General features: G+C 40.8%; 11 protein-coding genes. 3 read left to right on the forward strand and 8 right to left on the reverse strand.

Features of this window, described 5'->3' with window-relative positions; genetic code table 11:
* Positions 1-100: 100 nt before the first annotated feature.
* From AC2IOM_RS12475 to AC2IOM_RS12485, 3 genes are all read right to left on the reverse strand, one after another.
* Positions 101-397 (reverse strand): PilZ domain-containing protein, encoded by a 297-nt coding sequence (locus AC2IOM_RS12475; protein ID WP_010560309.1) that lies wholly within the window; start codon positions 395-397, stop codon positions 101-103.
* A 92-nt stretch (positions 398-489) separates the two neighbouring features.
* A complete protein-coding gene (gene hrpA, locus AC2IOM_RS12480; protein ID WP_486359563.1) occupies positions 490-4,383 on the reverse strand; it encodes an ATP-dependent RNA helicase HrpA in 3,894 nt (1,297 codons plus the stop codon).
* 376 nt (positions 4,384-4,759) lie between these two features.
* A complete protein-coding gene (locus tag AC2IOM_RS12485; protein ID WP_486358553.1) occupies positions 4,760-5,776 on the reverse strand; it encodes an isoaspartyl peptidase/L-asparaginase family protein in 1,017 nt (338 codons plus the stop codon).
* Between the two features lie 274 nt (positions 5,777-6,050).
* On the opposite strand from AC2IOM_RS12485, the gene AC2IOM_RS12490 reads away from it, so the two are divergent.
* From AC2IOM_RS12490 to AC2IOM_RS12500, 3 genes are all read left to right on the forward strand, one after another.
* The gene (locus AC2IOM_RS12490) at positions 6,051-6,365 is read left to right on the forward strand and encodes a TraR/DksA family transcriptional regulator (RefSeq protein ID WP_010560312.1); all 315 of its coding nucleotides are present in this window, start codon (positions 6,051-6,053) and stop codon (positions 6,363-6,365) included.
* A gap of 12 nt (positions 6,366-6,377) precedes the next feature.
* Positions 6,378-6,626, forward strand: coding sequence for an HP1242/YdcH family protein (locus tag AC2IOM_RS12495; protein ID WP_010560313.1), 249 nt, complete (start codon positions 6,378-6,380; stop codon positions 6,624-6,626).
* A 136-nt stretch (positions 6,627-6,762) separates the two neighbouring features.
* Positions 6,763-8,277: a tryptophan halogenase family protein gene (locus AC2IOM_RS12500; RefSeq protein WP_486358554.1), complete on the forward strand. Its 1,515-nt coding sequence runs from the start codon at positions 6,763-6,765 to the stop codon at positions 8,275-8,277.
* A 41-nt stretch (positions 8,278-8,318) separates the two neighbouring features.
* Here the strand turns inward: AC2IOM_RS12500 and AC2IOM_RS12505 are convergent, their stop codons facing one another.
* The 5 genes from AC2IOM_RS12505 to AC2IOM_RS12525 all read right to left on the reverse strand — a co-directional run bounded on the left by AC2IOM_RS12505 (position 8,319) and on the right by AC2IOM_RS12525 (position 18,395).
* A complete protein-coding gene (locus tag AC2IOM_RS12505; protein WP_486358555.1) occupies positions 8,319-9,755 on the reverse strand; it encodes a tetratricopeptide repeat-containing sulfotransferase family protein in 1,437 nt (478 codons plus the stop codon).
* A complete protein-coding gene (locus tag AC2IOM_RS12510) occupies positions 9,755-11,293 on the reverse strand; it encodes a tryptophan halogenase family protein (RefSeq protein WP_486358556.1) in 1,539 nt (512 codons plus the stop codon). Before AC2IOM_RS12510 ends, AC2IOM_RS12505 begins: the two co-directional genes overlap by 1 nt.
* A 72-nt stretch (positions 11,294-11,365) precedes the next feature.
* Positions 11,366-12,076, reverse strand: a complete 711-nt coding sequence (locus AC2IOM_RS12515; RefSeq protein ID WP_486358557.1) for a SapC family protein — start codon at positions 12,074-12,076, stop codon at positions 11,366-11,368.
* Positions 12,077-12,242: 166 nt separating this feature from the next.
* Complete coding sequence (locus tag AC2IOM_RS12520) at positions 12,243-14,855, reverse strand: TonB-dependent receptor (protein ID WP_486358558.1); 2,613 nt, start codon at positions 14,853-14,855, stop codon at positions 12,243-12,245.
* Positions 14,856-16,013: 1,158 nt separating this feature from the next.
* Positions 16,014-18,395: a winged helix-turn-helix domain-containing protein gene (locus tag AC2IOM_RS12525; RefSeq protein ID WP_486358559.1), complete on the reverse strand. Its 2,382-nt coding sequence runs from the start codon at positions 18,393-18,395 to the stop codon at positions 16,014-16,016.
* Positions 18,396-18,530: the final 135 nt, after the last annotated feature.

Consider the following 18,530-nt stretch of genomic DNA (forward strand, 5'->3'; position numbering starts at 1 on the left):
TTCAACAAAGTAAAGCTTAGGTCTAGGGTCTATTGACCTTTCAAGTTCGTTTTATTTCAGGCAGATTTTGTCATTAAAAAAGGAGCATCATGCTCCTTTTTTAATTTATTTCCAGTACTTCTAAACCCAGCAAATACTCTTGATCTTCTATTTCGCTGCAGCGCACCACAGTTGCTAGTGCATCAAGTGCCGGCACACTGTTATTGGTGGCATCGATGCGCACTTTTACTTGTGTGCTTACCTCTAATGGCTCATCGATTTCAATTGCCATTCCCGTTGCACTTAAATCTCGGCATACACCATCAATTTTACGGCCAGCTTCTGAGTCTAAAATTACTAGCTGTGCTTCGGCATTTACTAACATGCGAAAAAAATTACGCTTGTCTTCATACAACATTAGATTTCCCCTAAACTTCCTGTCGCAGGTTTATTATTACCACAGCAAATGCCGATTTCCAATAACAAAAAATTTACATTTTCTTGTGATATTTATTCGCTACTACTCTCTTTGATTGCATTTTGTATGCGCTTCAACGAGATAGGATACGCTGTACCTAAATTCTGTGCAAACATTGAAATGCGCAGCTCTTCAATCATCCAGCGTACTTCTTCAAGTTTCTGTTTTTCACTGTTTGAACGCGCTTTACCAAGTGCATCGCTAAGTAGCTTTTGCGCTTTTTCCACATCTAACATTTTAAGTTTATCTTGATGCGGGTCAATCGGCAGTTTTTCTAATCGTCGCTCAATGCCTTTTAAATAGCGGATCACATCTTTGATGCGCTTGGCGCCGTGACGGGTGACAAAGCCTTTAAAAATAAGCTGTGATAACTGTTCCTTGATATCACCTTGCGCCAAGATCATAGTGAGATCGGTTTTACCTTTAAGCTTTTTATTCAAGCCACTAACTAGGCTAAGTGCCGCTTCAACATCGAGTGCAATAGCAACAACTGCATCACCCAACTCACCGCGAATGGTTTCTTTAATCTCGGAAAACGATTGCTCATCGCGTACAGCGCTGCTCGCAGCCAAAATGTCATCAACTGCGGCTGCAATACAATCGTCAATCAGCTCGTTAATTTTACCAAACGGATTAAAATAAAGGCCTAACTTCGCCTTATTTGGCAGTTTTTGCTGTAAATACTTAATCGGTGATGGAATGTTTAATAACACTAAACGGCGTAAGCCTTTTAAGTGTGCACTATCTGCTTTGTCTTTAGCATCAAACAATTTAATGCTTGTGGACTTTCCTTCATCTACTAAAGCTGGATACGCCTTAACCTCGTACTGACCTTGTTTTTGTACGTAAGATGCCGGTAATTCACCAAATGACCATTCAATTAAGTCACTTTGTTCTATGCCTTTTTCAGCCACTTTGGCAAGATTGTCACTTACTTTACCTTTCAGTTTTTCTTTAAGTTCAGTTAAGTCGAAACCACTTGCAAGCAATTTATTTTTATCATCTTTAATCGCAAACTGAAGTTTCAAATGACTTGGCAACGCAGAATAATCCCACTCTTGCGCTTTAATCGTGATACCAGACATACGCAATAACTGCTTACTGATTGCTTCAATAAAACTGCCCTGCATTGGCTCAAGCGACGCCATTACGGCATCAGCGTAATTAGGCGCTGGCACAAAATTACGGCGCGTTGTTTTCGGTAACGATTTGATTAAGGCGGTGATCAGCTCATGACGAAACGCCGGAATATGCCAATCAAAACCCGTATCTTCCACTTGGTTTAACAGCGCTAAAGGCACTTGCACCACTACTCCATCCAATGCTTGCCCCGGTTCAAAATGATATTCTAACGGGAAGAACAAATTGCCTTGCTGCCAAACGTCCGGGTAATTGTCTTTACTAATATGCGCCGCATCATGTTGCATTAACGCCGCTTTATCCATATGCAGGTATTTTGGCTCGGTTTTCTTTTTACTCTTCCACCAAGTATTAAACTCAACGCGACTGGTGATGTTATCTGGCAATCGTTGATGGTAAAAGTCCATCAAGGTTTCTTCATCGACTAAAATATCGCGACGACGTGCTTTGTGCTCAAGATCTTGGACTTCATCAATCAGCTTTTGATTAAAGTTTAAAAAGCTTTCACTTTGGCCAAGCTGTTGTTCAACCAACGCACTGCGAATAAAAATTTCACGGCTTAACTTGGCGTCTATTTTATTAAATTGCACGCTTTTACGTGAAACAATGGTTAAGCCATAAAGGGTTTGCTGTTCAAACGCCATTACCGCGCCTGCTTTCTTTTGCCAGTGCGGTTCACTGTAACTGCGATTCACCAAATGCTGTGCAAGTGGCGCTACCCATGCAAGATCTATCTTGGCATTAATACGGGCAAAGAGTTTACTGGTTTCAACAAGCTCCGCGGCCACTAACCATTTCGGAGACTTTTTGAAAAGACCTGAGCCTGGAAATACAAAAAACTTACTTTGACGCGCCCCTGTGTATTGCTGATTTTCATCTTTCATACCAATGTGGCTGAGCATACCTGCCAAAATTGATTTATGAATTGCTTCGTAATCGCTTGGGTTTTGGTTAATTTTAAAGCCCATTTCTTCGCATGTTGATACCAGTTGATAAACAATGTCTTGCCATTCACGCACACGCATATAAGCAAAGAATTCGTTTTGGCAAAGCTTTCTAAATTGGCTGCGCGACAACGCTTGTTGTTGCTCTTCTAAATAACGCCATAAGTTTAAAAAGCCGATAAAATCAGAATCTTTGTCCGCAAAGCGGCTATGGCTTTCTTGTGCTTTGGCTTTTTTGTCTTGCGGGAATTCTCGTGGATCTTGAATCGATAACGCCGCCACAATCACAATCGCTTCGAACATGGTGTCGAAATCTTTCGCTGCGTGTACAATTTTTGCTAGCCGCGGGTCAACTGGTAAGCGGCTTAATTCGCGCCCTGCTTTAGTCAGCTTATAATCTTTCTTGCGTGTAACCGGTGTAATTGCCTGAATCTCTTCAAGTAAGCGAAGACCATCGGTAATATTTCGGTTATCAGGTGCTTGCACAAATGGGAATTTCGCAATATCGCCTAAGCCAAGTGCCAACATTTGTAGAATTACTGACGCTAAATTTGTTCTTAAAATTTCTGGGTCGGTGAATTCAGGGCGGCCCAAAAAGTCTTCTTCTGAATAAAGGCGAATACAAATACCTTCCGCCACACGACCACATCGCCCTTTACGCTGATTAGCACTGGCCTGCGAAATTGCTTCAATTGGTAAACGTTGAACCTTAGTACGGTAGCTATATCGGCTAATGCGTGCCGTACCAGGGTCAATAACGTAACGAATACCCGGAACCGTAAGTGACGTTTCAGCAACGTTAGTAGACAATACAATGCGACGGCCCGAATGCGAGGCAAAAATACGGTTTTGCTCAGCATTTGAAAGGCGCGCATAAAGTGGCAACACTTCGGTATTTGCAAGGCCGCGTTTTGCGAGCGCATCTGCCGTGTCGCGAATTTCACGCTCACCATTCATAAAAATAAGAATATCGCCCGGCCCAGCTTGCATTAGCTCATCAACCGCATCAAAAATACCTTGCAGTTGATCGCCCTCTGCTTCCATCTCTGTTTTGTCGATTTCCGTTAACGGACGATAACGTACCTCAACTGGGTAAGTGCGGCCCGATACTTCAATAATCGGCGCATTGTTAAAATGCTTCGAAAATCTCTCGGGATCGATGGTTGCCGAGGTGATAATCAGTTTTAAATCGGGGCGTTTAGGTAACAGGTTTTTCAAATAACCTAAAATAAAGTCGATATTTAAACTGCGTTCGTGCGCTTCATCGATAATGATGGTGTCGTACTGGTTTAAAAATCTATCTTGTTGAATTTCCGCGAGCAACACACCATCAGTCATCAGCTTCAAATAGCTTGAGTTAGAAACTTGATCACTAAAGCGAATTTTAAAACCCACTTTATCACCTATGGTGGTGCCAATTTCCTCAGCAACACGGGCGGCAACACTGCGCGCCGCTAATCGGCGTGGTTGGGTGTGGCCGATTAAACCTGCAACACCTCGGCCAAGCTCTAAACAAATTTTTGGTAACTGAGTGGTTTTACCTGAACCGGTTTCACCCGCGACAATCACCACCTGATTTTCGCTAATGGCTTTTTTAATGTCGTCTTTTTTCTGACTAACCGGTAGGTTTTCTGGATAACTCACCTTTGGCAATTGCTTTAAACGTAACTCCCTCAGCTCGATGCTTTTTTCAATGTCTTTTGTAATTGTGGTAAGCACCTTCACCTGTTTTGCTTCATCATTTATTTTTTTCACACCATCGAGGCGACGTTTGAAGAAAAACTGATCTTTCTTAAGACAATTTTTTAAGAGTGAATAGAGCTGCTGTTGTGGATTAGCCATAGATAGAATAAAGCGGAATTTCAAAAGGCTAATAATAACAAATTGATTGTCATAAAATAAGGGAAGCATTGCGCTTCCCTTATTTTAATTTTATTCAACTAGGGTCTGTTGATCTTTGCTGTTCTATTTTTGTTCTGTTTGAGCGTGCTTTTATCGCTGCGCTCGATGTGTGGCCTAGCAATCTAAGCGAATATCGAGCAACAATGAGAAAAGTGCGATCAAAAGAACCGTTCGGCAGCGCTTGATTGGCTTTTCTACTGTGTTATCGGCTGACTCACATAGAATAACTATGCCACGCAGCCTCTGCCTTGTATAAAACCCAATCAAACTGCTGCAAAAACGAACTTGAAAGGTCAACAGACCCTAAAAAATGCCTTTATTCATCTTTAAAAATGGCCACATAGGTAGGCTGATTTGCCTGTTTTGACGCGCGATACATGCCTTTAGTATTAAATGGCAGACTAATATTACCTTTACTATCAACAATAATTACGCCACCTGTGCCCCCTATTGGTTTAAGTACATCATGAATTACTTCATCACCGGCTTGCTGAATGGTTTTGCCTTGATACTGCACACGAGCACAAATATCAGACGCCACACTGTAACGTATGAAATATTCACCATGGCCTGTGGCTGACACCGCACATGAACGGTTATCAGCAAAAGTACCCGCCCCAATCACAGGCGAATCACCAATACGACCAAAGCGTTTTGCCGTCATACCACCGGTTGACGTACCAGCTGCCAAGTTACCGTGTTTATCTAACGCCACAGCGCCGACCGTGCCCATTTTATATTGCTCAAGCAGTGCACGATGATTTGCTTGGTAGTTCTCTGTTTTATTGAGTTTCTTTTTGGCACGTTCTAGCGCTTTATAACGGTGCTCGGTGTCGAACACACTGTTATTAACTAAACTCATGCCGTTTTTCTTAGCAAATTGTTCTGCGCCATTGCCACTTAGCATTACGTGTACAGACTCTTCCATTACTAAACGTGCTAAATCAATTGGGTTTTTAATGTGCTTTACACCTGCTACGGCACCCGCTTGACGGTCACGTCCATCCATAATTGATGCGTCAAGTTCATGGTGTCCATCATAAGTGTAAACGGCACCAATGCCGGCGTTAAAAAACGGCGAGTTTTCTAAGATATTAATGGCTGTAGTGACCGCGGTTAAGCTCTCACCACCGTTTTCAAGCACTTTATAACCTGCTTCTACTGCTTCTTGTAGTTTAGCCCGATACGCCGCTTCCTTTTCAGGGGTAAATTTACTTTTGTCTATCGTACCTGCTCCACCGTGGATGGCGATTGAGAAAGGCTGTTCACTTGATGCAAACACGCTAGTAGATAAAAACGCTGTTAAAAACGCAGTTGCGAGTCGTTTGTTCATTATTGTTTTCCTTTTGTTTTTAGAGCGTATTGATCTTTGTGGTCTAAATTCTGTTCAAATCCAAAGCTTTTTTGATCGCGGCGTGGCTTTGTAGTCCTAGTGGTCTAAGTCAAGAAGCAACAACAAAGAACAAAACACTCTATTCAATTTGCAAGGCAAACGCGTCAATTTCAAGCATTTTCGATGAACAGCACAAAGGCGTTATTTTTTTGCGCTAGATCAACGCAATCCCATCAAAGCGGCGTAGATTAATAATTAAAGAATAGGAGGCGTTATGAACAAAAACGCAATTTTAATCGAGCTTAAAGAAAAACAAATCGAACTCAATAAACGCATCAATGCGATTGGTTCAGATTTTAAAAAAGGTCGCTCGCAAGACTTTGCAGAGCAAGCGACAGAGAGTGAAAACGACCAAGTGCTCGATGGCATACGCCATGAGGCAAAATTGGAATTACAACAAGTAAATGCCGCTATTTCGCGCTTAGAAAACAATAATTATGGCATTTGTAGCCAGTGCGAAAGCGAAATATCACGCGAGCGTTTACATGCATTACCCTATGTTCAAACTTGTATCAACTGTGCACAATAAGGAATAACACCCATGTTTATTGAAAAACACGACATGCATCATGAGTTTCCAGAGTTTAATGAAGAAATTCGCGAATTAAAAATGACTAATGCGCACTTTTCTAAATTATTTAAGGAATACCACGATCTTGATCACGAAGTGATCCGCATTGAAGAAGGCGTTGAAAATACTTCTGACGCATACCTAGAAAAACAAAAAATGCGTCGTTTACACCTAAAAGACGAGCTATACGCGATGCTGAAAACACATAAAGAAAATTAACAAACAGCAAACACAAAAAAAGCGCCAATTGGCGCTTTTTTTCTTACAGCATTGACAGCGATGTCATTTACTTCTTGATAACGATAATCTAGAAAGCTAACATCAATATCACACAAACCTTTCGAACATCGGTGCTATGGAAAATAATAAAACTAAATCAATCACAATTGTTGGTGGGGGCTCATCTGGTTGGATGACAGCAATGTACCTTAACCACCTTTATCGAAAAGAAAAACAAAACATCAAAGTGCGCCTTGTTGAAAGTGCAGATATTGGCATCTTAGGTGTCGGTGAGGCAACGGTACACAGTATTCGCTTTTTCTTCGCGGCTATGGGGTTAGATGAACAAGAGTTGTTGAGTGAAACTCAAGCAACCTATAAAACAGGGATTATGTTTCGTAATTGGATGAAACCTCAACAAGATAAAGTACATGAATACTTCCACCCATTTGAACAGATAAAGTTTGGCAACGGCTTCGATTTGTCAACATCTTGGTTACTAAGCCAAAAACTCTCTGGGCAACGTTATGACGAAGGCACTTGTATTTCATCTGAATTAATTAAGCACCAACATGGGCCAAAAACAGCCAATAGCAAAGGTTATACCGGAATTGTACCCTATGGCTATCATATTGATGCGAACCAATTAGCACGTTTTTTACGTAAAAAAGCAGTTGCAGCGGGTGTCGAGCACATTGAAGCTACCGTTGAAAAAATAAACACAGATAATCAAAATATTATTAGTATTGAAACCGATAATGGCGTATTCGAAAGCGATTACTTTATTGATTGTACCGGCTTTAAAGGCTTACTTATCAATGCAGTAAGTGAAGATAACTGGGTAAGTTATGAAGATGCGCTTCCATGCAATAAAGCAGTCGCGGTACAGCGCAAATATCCAGCAGAGCAGCAGCCTAAGCCCTACACCGAAGCCACGGCATTAAGTAATGGCTGGGTGTGGCAAATAGATCTGATTAATCGTCAAGGAACCGGCTATGTATACGATGGCAATAGGCTAAGTAAAGAAGAAGCAGAGGCCGAACTAAAATCATTTTTAGGTAGCGAGTCTGAGTTTATTAAAACTTTACACATTGATATGCAAATTGGACGTCGCAAACGTTTTTGGGTTGGTAACTGTATCACTGTAGGACTTTCCGGTGGTTTTATTGAACCGTTAGAGTCGACAGGTTTGCATCTAATAAACCTAGGCGCGCGCTTGCTTTCTACCCACTTAACACAAGTTAGTGTGCCTGATGCAATCCAAGAGTCTTATTCAGAGTTAATGATAAATGCTTATGAAGATCTCAAGCAATTTATCGTACTACATTACTGTATTACTGATAGAGATGACACAGAATTTTGGCAAGCGGCACAACGTTCAGTTGAACACTGCCCCGCGTTAAAACGTAAGCTCGCAATCTGGAAATACAAGATTTGTGAATATGCTGATTTACAAACGGCCAGTACTTCGTGTTTTAACGATGAAAATTACCGCTTTATCTTATATGGCATGCAATACTACCCAGAGTTACACCTTGACATCGATAAAGCACAAATGGAAACGTTATTTGATTCTGTAAAGGCACGCTGCCAACAAGCGGTGCAATACAGCGAAACTCACCAAGATTCGCTAGATAAACTACATAATTAGCTGTTTTTAAAAAACCTTACGACATCTGGATAAAGACATACTTATTCGTCTTTATCCAGTAATGCATTGACCTCACCAAAAGCAAATTCGTAGTTTTTCCAGCGGCCAACACCTGACTTAAAGATTGGCTGACGTACTTGCTGACTGCTCAATGTATGCACCACGCGGTTTGACTTGAAAAATGCTAAACAATCCACTTCAAAATCAAGCTCTAAATACTCACACAAGCGTGCTGTTTGAGCCTCAATATCATCAACCAAAGCCTCGTAATCTATGGTTAAGATAGCCTCAGGATACAAACTGTGCCAGTGTGTCATTAACTTATCGTACGCTAAATAATAACGTGTTAGTTCGTTAAGGTTGTAGCTAAACCGTATGCCTTCACCAAAGAGCTGACGGAAATTACCCCAAATTGTATCGTGCGCATTGCGTTTACAATGAATAATCTTTGCATTAGGGAAAGCACGCTTAATTATGCCAATCGCTTTAAAGTTAAGCGGCATTTTATCGGTAAAATAGCGCTTAGTTTGAAATGGTTTAGTCAACTCATAATAATTCAAGGCAATCTCTGAATACGCTTTGCTCGAAAGTTGGTCTGCCCAATGAGGGTAAGGGCTTGCTGGTTTTTCTTTTCGTAGTAGCTGTTGAGTAGCCATCATCAGATCTGATAACTCATCAGCACCAATCACTTGACTGTGCGATGCAATGATTTGCTCCACTAGTGTCGTACCACTACGCGGCATACCGACGATAAAGATCGGCTGACTTTGCGTGTCAAGCGGTTGTGTCGTGGATTTAGCCAAATGAAATGCGTGCGCTAAATTGTCCAGTTCATGTAATTCGGCATCAAATTGGTAATTACCAAATGAACGGCGTTTTAGCTTGGCCCCTTTTGCATAATAGTCAAAGGCGCGAGCGTGATCGCCAGCTTGGTCAAATACTGACGCTAAAGTATAACACGCCAATGCGCGTTCACGGAGTGAGTGCTCATCCTGCTGCACAAAAAGCGTAAGTGTTTGGTGTTGTTGTGTAGTGAGCTCAGGTGTTAGTTGGCAAAGTTGCCAATAGGCTTCTATCGTCTCAGGATAAGTATCAATAAGCTGTGACAATAACTCAATTGCCTGCGTTTTAGCCCCCTGCTCTTTGTACAAGGTTGCCAACAATAGTTGACGCTCAGGCGAAGCGTCGGACAATTCTTTCAGCAGCGTAATCGCTACTTCGTGCTGTTTCAGAGCCCTTAAAGCACCAATATGAAAGTTTAAACAATTTTCCGGTACTTTATTAACTTTAAACAATTCAATTAAACTACTAAAGCGCCGCATTTGTGTATAAAACTGACACAGCCAATACAGTATTTGTTGATTATTATTGTATTGCAGAAGTGCCGTTGTTAGTACGTTCTCAACGTCGCTAAATTCTCCTGCTAAAAAGTGTTGCTTTACGCGATTAATAATCAAATTAACGTTGGTGTCACTCATTACACACTTTGTATTCCATATTTTTTAATCTTATCAATCAACACTCGATGCTCTGGTAAAGTTTTACTCAAATGATCGCGATAGTTAGCTAACTCCTTTAGCCATGCGCGATAACCGTCAACATCTTGATACTGGAACTGCTGATTTTGTGAACTAGTCTCAAATTCCATACCGTACAAAACATAAAGGTAATTATCTAAATTAAAAATAGATAATTTATTATGAAAATCGTATTCAGTAGGAATTTTAAAACGCCAATACTCTAAATTTTCCTGCAGTGAGTCAGGAATCGAACGCGGATCTGTATTATCGCGCCAAAAAGCAGAATCTCGCCTTTTTGAAATACAGTAATGTAGTTTAATAAAATCGATAACACGGTCCCATGTTTGACGGATCCGTTGGTTAAAACGCTTTTCTGCAAGCGGCATTTCCGCATGCTCCATTGGGAATTGTTCGGCAAGCATGCGTGCAGTTGCATCAAACACTAATAATCCAGTCGCTTCTAAAGGCTCTACAAAACCTTGCGAAAGGCCAAGTGCCACACAGTTTTTATGCCAAAACTTTGCGCGGTAGCCAATGTGCATTTTGATTCGACGCGTGCTTATATTGTCAAACTCGCTTCCTAAATAGTCTCGCAAATCGCGTTCAGCTTGTTCATGAGAAGTATGATTAGATGAATACACATGCCCTACACCACGTCGCTCGGTTAAACCAATATCCCATATCCAACCTGCTTGCTGAGCAGTTGAGATCGTATGGCTAGCGATAGGTTGAGATACACTTTGGTAAGGAACTTGAATAGCCAGTGCGTGATCAGCGAACAAAATATCACTCTTATCAACGAAATCTATACCAAGTTTTTCACCCATCAAGAGTGAATTAAATCCTGAACAATCTATAAAAACATCGCCGAAAATGTTCCCGTTTTGTTGCGTTACAAGTGCTTTTATTGAACCATCTGTATGCAAAATCACATCGGTCACATCATCTTTAATATGGATAACGCCAAGCTTATCGACCGCATTCTCTGTTAGCATTTGTGAGAACTTCGCAGCATCCAAGTGATAGGCATAAGCTGTTGTCCCTTGGTATTGAGGGTCTGTAACCATTTTTGGTGCAAGCCCTAAATTACATATTTTCCCTTGCACTGCAACAGTTTCTGCATAACTTAATTGGCAATGTTTATTTAACCAATAAGGAGTGCTGTTGAATTGATTTATCAATGGGTAATCGAATAAGTGATGGTAGTAATGGTTGCCATGCGCTGCTGGGTCATGCGTCCAATTAACAAACTTAATACTTTGCTTGAAAGTCGCATCACAGCGCTTAATGAAATCACCTTCATCAATGCCTAGGTATTTTAGACTTTCACGCATAGCCGGCACAGTGCCTTCACCGACTCCAATGGTTGGAATATTTGGCGACTCAACTAAGGTTACGTTGATCCCGTTAGGTAGATTTAACTTTTTGGCCAAGTGATTTGCAGCTAGCCAACCCGCTGTACCACCACCCAAAATAACTATTTGCTTGATTTTCACAGAAGTAACTTGATGGTTGAATTATGCATAAAAAAAGCGAGTGTAATTACACTCGCTAATCATAAATGAAGATTAACTCTCAGCTTCCGCCTTTAAGCGAGCTAGACGATTAACCTGTGGCATTGATGTTAAGAAAGAGTAAATTGGTGGTAAGTAGCCACGCTTACGAAGTTCTAAGAACTCGTCATCAGCCATTTCGTTTAGCTTCTTCTCATCGATAAGGTAAATACCGTTGATATCACGCTTTTCGCCTTTAATTTCAAGGGTAAGTGTTTGCGGGATAAGTAGCTCTTTATCTGCTAGGAATTTAGTAAACGCAGCTGTTACTTGTGAGAATTCAACAAATGCAATTAAACCTTCTTTACGACGCTTAAGGTAATCTGTTTCTTCACCTTTATCATCAAACAGTGCATTACCCTCGTCTTCACCTACTAAGTCGCTTGATTCGTTAATACCAACAAATAGCTGCTCTTCATTCTCAGGGTTTTTACTAAGAACTAGTGGGTAGCGCGTAAGCGCATGCGGTAGGTATGCTGCTTGCCACTTACCATCTTTAACAAATAGGTTTTCACCAGGCTCCAAACCTAGCATTGCAACAGGTTGAAACTCACCTGTTTCGTTATTCTTAACAAACACAATTGGATATTCATTTGCTACACGTGCAAACTCGTGTGCTACTACAGGCACTAAATGCTGATCTTTAACAAGATCTGTATTAAATCCATTTTTAATTTTAAAATTTTTATGCACTTCGTTGTGCAACGGCTTGATAACATCTGCCATGGTACTACTCCAACTTTATATTTTATGGTGCCGCAGCGAATTTTTCATTTTTTTGCTAAAAGCATCTAGACTTACATTGCTATGGCGTTTATTTGTCGCCCTATGCTAGATGGTTTTAGACAAAAAAAAAAGGGAGAAACTCTCCCTTTTTAAATTATTTTATCTGTTAGAAACGTAGAGCCACGCCTAGAGATACCATACGAGGCATTTCATATTCATACAGTGGGAAACCTTTTGTGAAGCCGCTGTAAGAACTGTAGTCTGCGTTGTTACCTTTCTGAACAGAACCTTCTTCAGTTAAGTTTACTGCAGTAAGACGTACATCTAAGAAATCAGTTGCATGCCAAGTAGCGCTAAAATCAAGCGTACCAAAATCATCATGTAAACGGTTGCCGTATGCACCAACATCACGAATCATGTATTCTGAACGCCAGTTATATGACAAACGTACTTCAAATGATTCATTCTCATAATAACCCGTTAAGTTATAAACATGCTTTGAGCTATCACTCATCTCGGTGTTGCCGTCACTAAAGATTTCAGAACTTGACGTTTCCGCATCTGTATATGTGTAGTTAACGATTGAACCGAAACCATTGCCAAAGTCTTGTTGATACTGAAGCTCTAAACCTTGAATATTAGCTGTACCATTGCTTTCCAGCTCTTGCACTGTCCAGCCGTTTGGTACTTCGTCTGGTGCTAATTGATAGTTAATATCAGAAGCATCAGCAGCATACTCATTAACAGTTACAAAGTTAGCAACGTCTTTAAAGAATAAACCAGCTGAAACAAGTGAACTTTCATTGAAGTACCACTCAACACCTAAATCTAAGTTATTAGAAATAAATGGCTTCAGACCTACGTTACCAACAATCCAGAATTGGTTATCTGGCAGTGTGTCATTTGCGCCAGTGATATTAGGATTAACATACATGTTTACGTAAGAAGGTCGTGCCATAGTGCGCGCAGCATTCGCACGTAAAATCACGTCGTCAGTAATATCGAAGGCGATGTTAAAGCTCGGTAACGCTTCTGTGTAACTTTCATCAGTCGTTGTTTTAACACCATTAAGGAAATAAGTCGAAGATGCATCTGTATTAACAATACGTAAACCAAAGTTACCACGTGCCATTTCAGTTGAGAAAGAAGCCATTGCATATACTGCTAAGTTATCTTCATCAATTTCACTATAAGATGTTAAATCTTCATTTTCACCGATAATACCCGCTTTAGCGTGATTAATGAAAATATCTGAATCAAATGTGGTCATTTGATAATCACCAGCGCCAATATCAGTTTTTTCACCAGAAAGCGTTGTTGTATCAATGAAAGGTTGAAAGTCATCGGCTGTAACAAACTCAAAACGACGGCTTGTGGTGTTATGAGATGAATAGCGAAGACCCGTTTTTATTGATGTAATTGGACCTAGATCGACGTGGAACTTAACGTCTGTTTGGAAGTACGATTCTTCATCAGTCTTAGGTGTTCTGTTCATGCGTGTACAATGAGGTGCAGCTGTTTGGCAACTTGCAATCGCTATATGACTAGGTACGTAATCTTCAAGCGCAACGCCACCAATACCATTCGGTAAATCCCACGTTTGATTACCATTAGTGAAATCGTAGCTACCGCCTACAATCGGTGTACCTGATTCAGGATTCAAACCTTGCGCGTCAAATACTTCAATTTCAAAGTCTGTACCACCTGTTGACGATGTATCACCAAATTGTACAGATAAATCGTAACCATCACCCGCATAGTTTAAAGTAAAGTCGATAACTTCTGAGCTCATGGTTGCTTGACGAGGGCGACTCTGCCAGAAACCAACATTTAAAGGTCCTTTAACAGGTGTTCCTTCAAGGAATTCTTCCGTTTCACCACCACCCCAAGTAGTATCAGCTTGCGTTAACCAAAGTGCATAGTTGTTATTGTCTGCAGCCATTTCCATGTCGATAAGGTTAAGTGACATGTCTAACGCATCAGTTGGTGCATATTGGAAAGTAGCAGCAATAGCTGTACGTTCACGCTCTTGTTTAAATGCAACAGGACCTGCACCCCACTGCCAAAATGCTTCGTTACCTTGGCGTTGTAACTCACGCTCCTGGTAAACACCAGAAACGAGTAGGCCAAACGTCTCACTGCTATTTTTCCAGCTATAAAGACCTGAGATTAATGGTGTAGTTTCTTCAGAATCAGTCGAATTTAGCGCTTCTAATGATGCGTAAACTGAGTTTGCATCCATATCTAAAGGCTTACGTGTGTTGATTTCTACCGTACCACCAACGCCACCTTCAACAAGGTCTGCTTGCGATGATTTGTATACTTCAACACCACCAACTAACTCAGAAGGCAACAGTGAATAGTTAAAAGAACGTTTTGCAGGTTCAAAAACAAACCAGCCTGTAGACGCTACGTTTTGACCATTTAAAGTTGTTAATGTTAGCTCGTCGCCCGCACCACGGATTGACACCGCCGCACCTTCACCCCATTGACGCTGTACTGTTACACCTGGTACACGCTGAAGAGATTCTGCAACGTTACGGTCTGGCATTTTACCAATGTCTTCTGCTGTGATTGCATCAACAGTACCGTTTGCGAAACGTTTTGTATTAAGAGAAGCTTCTAGAGAGCGACGAATACCACGTACCTCAATTACTTCCACATCTTCTTTTGCTTGTACTTCTGAATCAGCTGCAACAGCCACGCCTGAAAAACCAGCGCCCATTGCTAAACCGATGTTAACTGCTAATAAGCTTTTTTTGAAATTTTTAGCTAACACAGGATTCCCCTTGAATCATTTTGTTTTGGTTTAATTCACTTTCTGCCCAGTGAAGATGACAGCGTTGTCATCTGATAACAAACCTTACACGTAAAATTACAATATCGCTACAATTATTTTTGCATTTTTTAAACAATCGCGTTCATTTATATATAACAAATAAGAACAATTTATTTACATTTGCAATAATAAATTTTCATAACACCCGCTAAATACGGGGGCTAGCGACCTTTTTACTATAACACACGGCAAATATTATCTGTAAAGCTTAATCTGTAAGAAAAGTTTAATCAGGTGGAGGTCGGATCAGGTGCTTGGAGCGATTTTAGAAAAATGTCAGGCAATTATTACATTGCCTGATAAAGCGCTTTGCTTAACGTTACGTTGGTTAACTCTGTGTTAGCTAATTGAGGGCCCCTATCACTGGGCAGAATGATAGAAGTGGAGCCCTCAAATCTTAATTCACATTACTTACAAGGGGAAGTAATGACAGCGCTGTCATTTGTTAATGAGAATAATAAAGACACCGGTGTCATTTGTCTAGTCATATTTCGATCTTTTCGTAAAATTAGCCATGATTATGCTTTTAAAAACACATTAGGTTACAAAGTAAGCGTTTAAGTCACCTTAAGCGAGCCTGTCGTATCGTCAAAAAATAACCACGCCACGCATATCGAATTGTTGTTTACACAGATAAAGTGAGTTCTGCTCTATTATCGCGATGAGGTGTTGATTGATATGTAAAGCAGCGATGTGGGTTAGCTACTTTTTTACAGGAAAGCCTGTTGAGCTTTCATACTTATTTTCACGATATTTAAACAATGCCGAGAACACGATGGGGTTGGTCAGCATAAATAAGCGATAACACAGTAGAAAACCAAAAAGCGCAGGCGAACAGTTCTCTTACGCAAACTTTTATCATTGTTGTGAACAAAATCCAGATACGGGATGTGAGCTAAGCCCACAAGCTTTGTATTCGCTTAGATTGCTAGGCAACATATCAAGCGCCGCGATAAAGACACGCAAAATGAGGACTGTAAAGAACAACAGCCTTGGTATTCAGCGAATTTGTAACCCTTTTACATGAAGCAAGCAATAACCACCCAGCTTGCATAAAGGCACAAAATGACTGGTAAAACGATAGTGATTAGAGCACTGTTAGTTAGCATGTTTGCTAATATCAATCGACCAATCTGTTTCACAATAAACGGAATGTGCTTTAGGCAGAGTTTGCTCGAGCATGATACTGCCTGCCCTATTTTGTCTGCGATAGGCTTCAAGCAGGTCGTTATCTTGTATTGTGAAATACCCCGGCATTACTTCTTTTAATTCATTAAGCGTGTTGGCCGCCTTATTATATTGCGCTAATGCAGCATACGCTTTGGCGACATAAACCGCTTGTAATCTTGTACTCCAAGGGCGTTTTTCTATTTCCAGCACTTTTTGCGCTTGGTCTTGCAGTAGGTAAATATACATTAACGAATAACGCGCATATTCATTTGTTAAGGTTAACGCAGGGTCGCTGGAATGGGTTAACGCTAATTTAAGTGCATGTTTCGCCTTATCAAACTGTTGTAAGTCGGTGTATGCCCATGCAACAAATACATAACTGCTTACTTTTATCACATCCGATTGCGTATTCGGTAATAGTGTCTGAAACGCATTAATCGCTCGCTTAAGCATTTCTGGATTTTGTCCATAGCGGCCCATTTCACTTTGATCTAGTCCTTGATCAAGGTAGGAAAACGCTATATAAAAATCAGCCCACGGCAACGCCGATTTGGCACCTAGCTTTTCAAACCCATGCTTTGCTTGCTTAAAATACTGCTCAGCAAGTTGCCCTTGGTGCAATTGCATATGATAAAAACCCGCATAAAGTTCTGCCATCGCTAACTCATACGGTAAGTTAAGCTCGGTAAAGCGCGCTAACGCATTTTGCAAAGCGGTTTCCCGTTTTTCTTGGTCAAAATAATAGTTTTGTGCAATCGCCAGTTGTGTTGCCGCGATTTTTTCTAGATTGCCGAGGGTTTGGTAAAAACTCAGCGCCTTGGTAAGTCGCTCTTTATTTTTGGCTAAATCGTTATACGGGCTTTTTTCTAGCCCCACATTATTTGGTTGTCCCAAATAAAATAGTGAATCTGCCGTTGCGGCTAACTCAGTATAATTATCAGTTAACTTAGCTGCTTTTTTAAGTAAGTCATCATGTTGCTGCCATTTCATTGCTTGCCAAGCCAATGACGCTTTTAAACGATAACTTTCTGCGATTAATTGTGGGTCTTGGCTGTTGATACTGGCGTGAATGCTTTTCTCAATCAGAGCATGTTGGTCGCTAGTGCCTTGGCGTGTCGCGATAATTGCCTGCCAATACGCGACAAAAGCATTAAGTAGTGGATCGTATTTTAGGTCGTTTTGCCCAATTTTACTAAATTCGACGCGAGCCTGTGACCATTTTCCCACAGCAATATAACTTCTTGCCAAATAAGCGCTTGCCCAATTCGTTTGCAATATGGTGTTTGCTGCTTGAAAATACTTAATCGCCTCTGCAGCACCCGTGGTTTGCAATGCTTGCATGCCTTGTGCGATCGCCATAGCTGAAATATCAGGTCGCGCTTTTTTGGTGTTTTGTTTATGAGCATTTATCATTGCCAGAATCTGCTGCGAGATAACTTCAATATGCGATGCTAACTCGTTATAGCTCAAACTGCCCTGTTTGATGCGTCCATCGGAATAAATTGCCTGAAAGTCGATAACTTGTTTTTGCTGATGCATTCGCACACTTGCGAAAATAGCGACATTTGCCCCAAGTTTATCGAGTAAGTTACGTATTTGTACTGGCATTGCGGGCCACGGCAACTCATTTTTCAACAACGATAAATGTGCCTCAGAAGGCGAAATCACATCAACCCGTTGAGAGCGCTTTAAATCGACAGCCAACATATCTGACAGGCCATGTTCTAGCCACGCCATGCTTGGTTGCTGTGTATCGTTAATAAACGGCAGCACCATTACTCGCAAACGCGATGTAACTTGGTTTTGTTGTTCGCTATGGTTAGCTGCATTACCGCTATTAGGTTGCCAAATTCCAACAGCCAATATTAACCCGGCTAACATTAAAACGCCCACAACAAACCATAACCGTAAGGATTTATTTAACGTGTTTTCTGTCTGTATTGTTTTTGCTGCTGGCTGTTCAGAATGCTTTGATTCTGCCTGATTTACTTCACGTGTTATTGGGCAAATCCACTGATAACCACGTTGTGGAATTGTTTTAATGTAGCGCGGCGATTTAGCATCATCGCTTAGGGCCAAACGCAACTCACGAATACTTTGCGTTAATGCTGATTCGCGATAGTCACCATGCTGCCATAAATGTGTAAGTAGGGTTTCTTTCGCTATTAGTTCATTTGGGTGCTGCAAAAAATAAGTCAGCAAATTTGCGACCTTGTTTCGCAGTAACACCGGCTGTTGAGTTTCTGCATCGTTCAGCCGCGTTAGGTAACCTGTTTCTGGTTCAAATTCATAATCACTAAAACGAAACAACAGCGCATCCATCCACAAATCAAAATAGGCCTAAATAATAAATCAAAGCACAGCAAAACAAAACCTTTAACAAACTCCAAGCTAAAACTTAATACATTGAAAAATATATAAATATATTTATTTTAGATGGATTTT

Source organism: Pseudoalteromonas sp. NS-SX12 (assembly GCF_057367955.1).

Coding starts and splice junctions, on each gene's coding strand:
- AC2IOM_RS12490 (WP_010560312.1), top strand. CDS start 6,051: ATGAACAAAAACGCAATTTTAATCGAGCTTAAAGAAAAACAAATCGAA.
- AC2IOM_RS12475 (WP_010560309.1), bottom strand. CDS start 397: ATGTTGTATGAAGACAAGCGTAATTTTTTTCGCATGTTAGTAAATGCC.
- AC2IOM_RS12515 (WP_486358557.1), bottom strand. CDS start 12,076: ATGGCAGATGTTATCAAGCCGTTGCACAACGAAGTGCATAAAAATTTT.
- AC2IOM_RS12485 (WP_486358553.1), bottom strand. CDS start 5,776: ATGAACAAACGACTCGCAACTGCGTTTTTAACAGCGTTTTTATCTACT.
- AC2IOM_RS12495 (WP_010560313.1), top strand. CDS start 6,378: ATGTTTATTGAAAAACACGACATGCATCATGAGTTTCCAGAGTTTAAT.
- hrpA (WP_486359563.1), bottom strand. CDS start 4,383: ATGGCTAATCCACAACAGCAGCTCTATTCACTCTTAAAAAATTGTCTT.
- AC2IOM_RS12500 (WP_486358554.1), top strand. CDS start 6,763: ATGGAAAATAATAAAACTAAATCAATCACAATTGTTGGTGGGGGCTCA.
- AC2IOM_RS12505 (WP_486358555.1), bottom strand. CDS start 9,755: ATGAGTGACACCAACGTTAATTTGATTATTAATCGCGTAAAGCAACAC.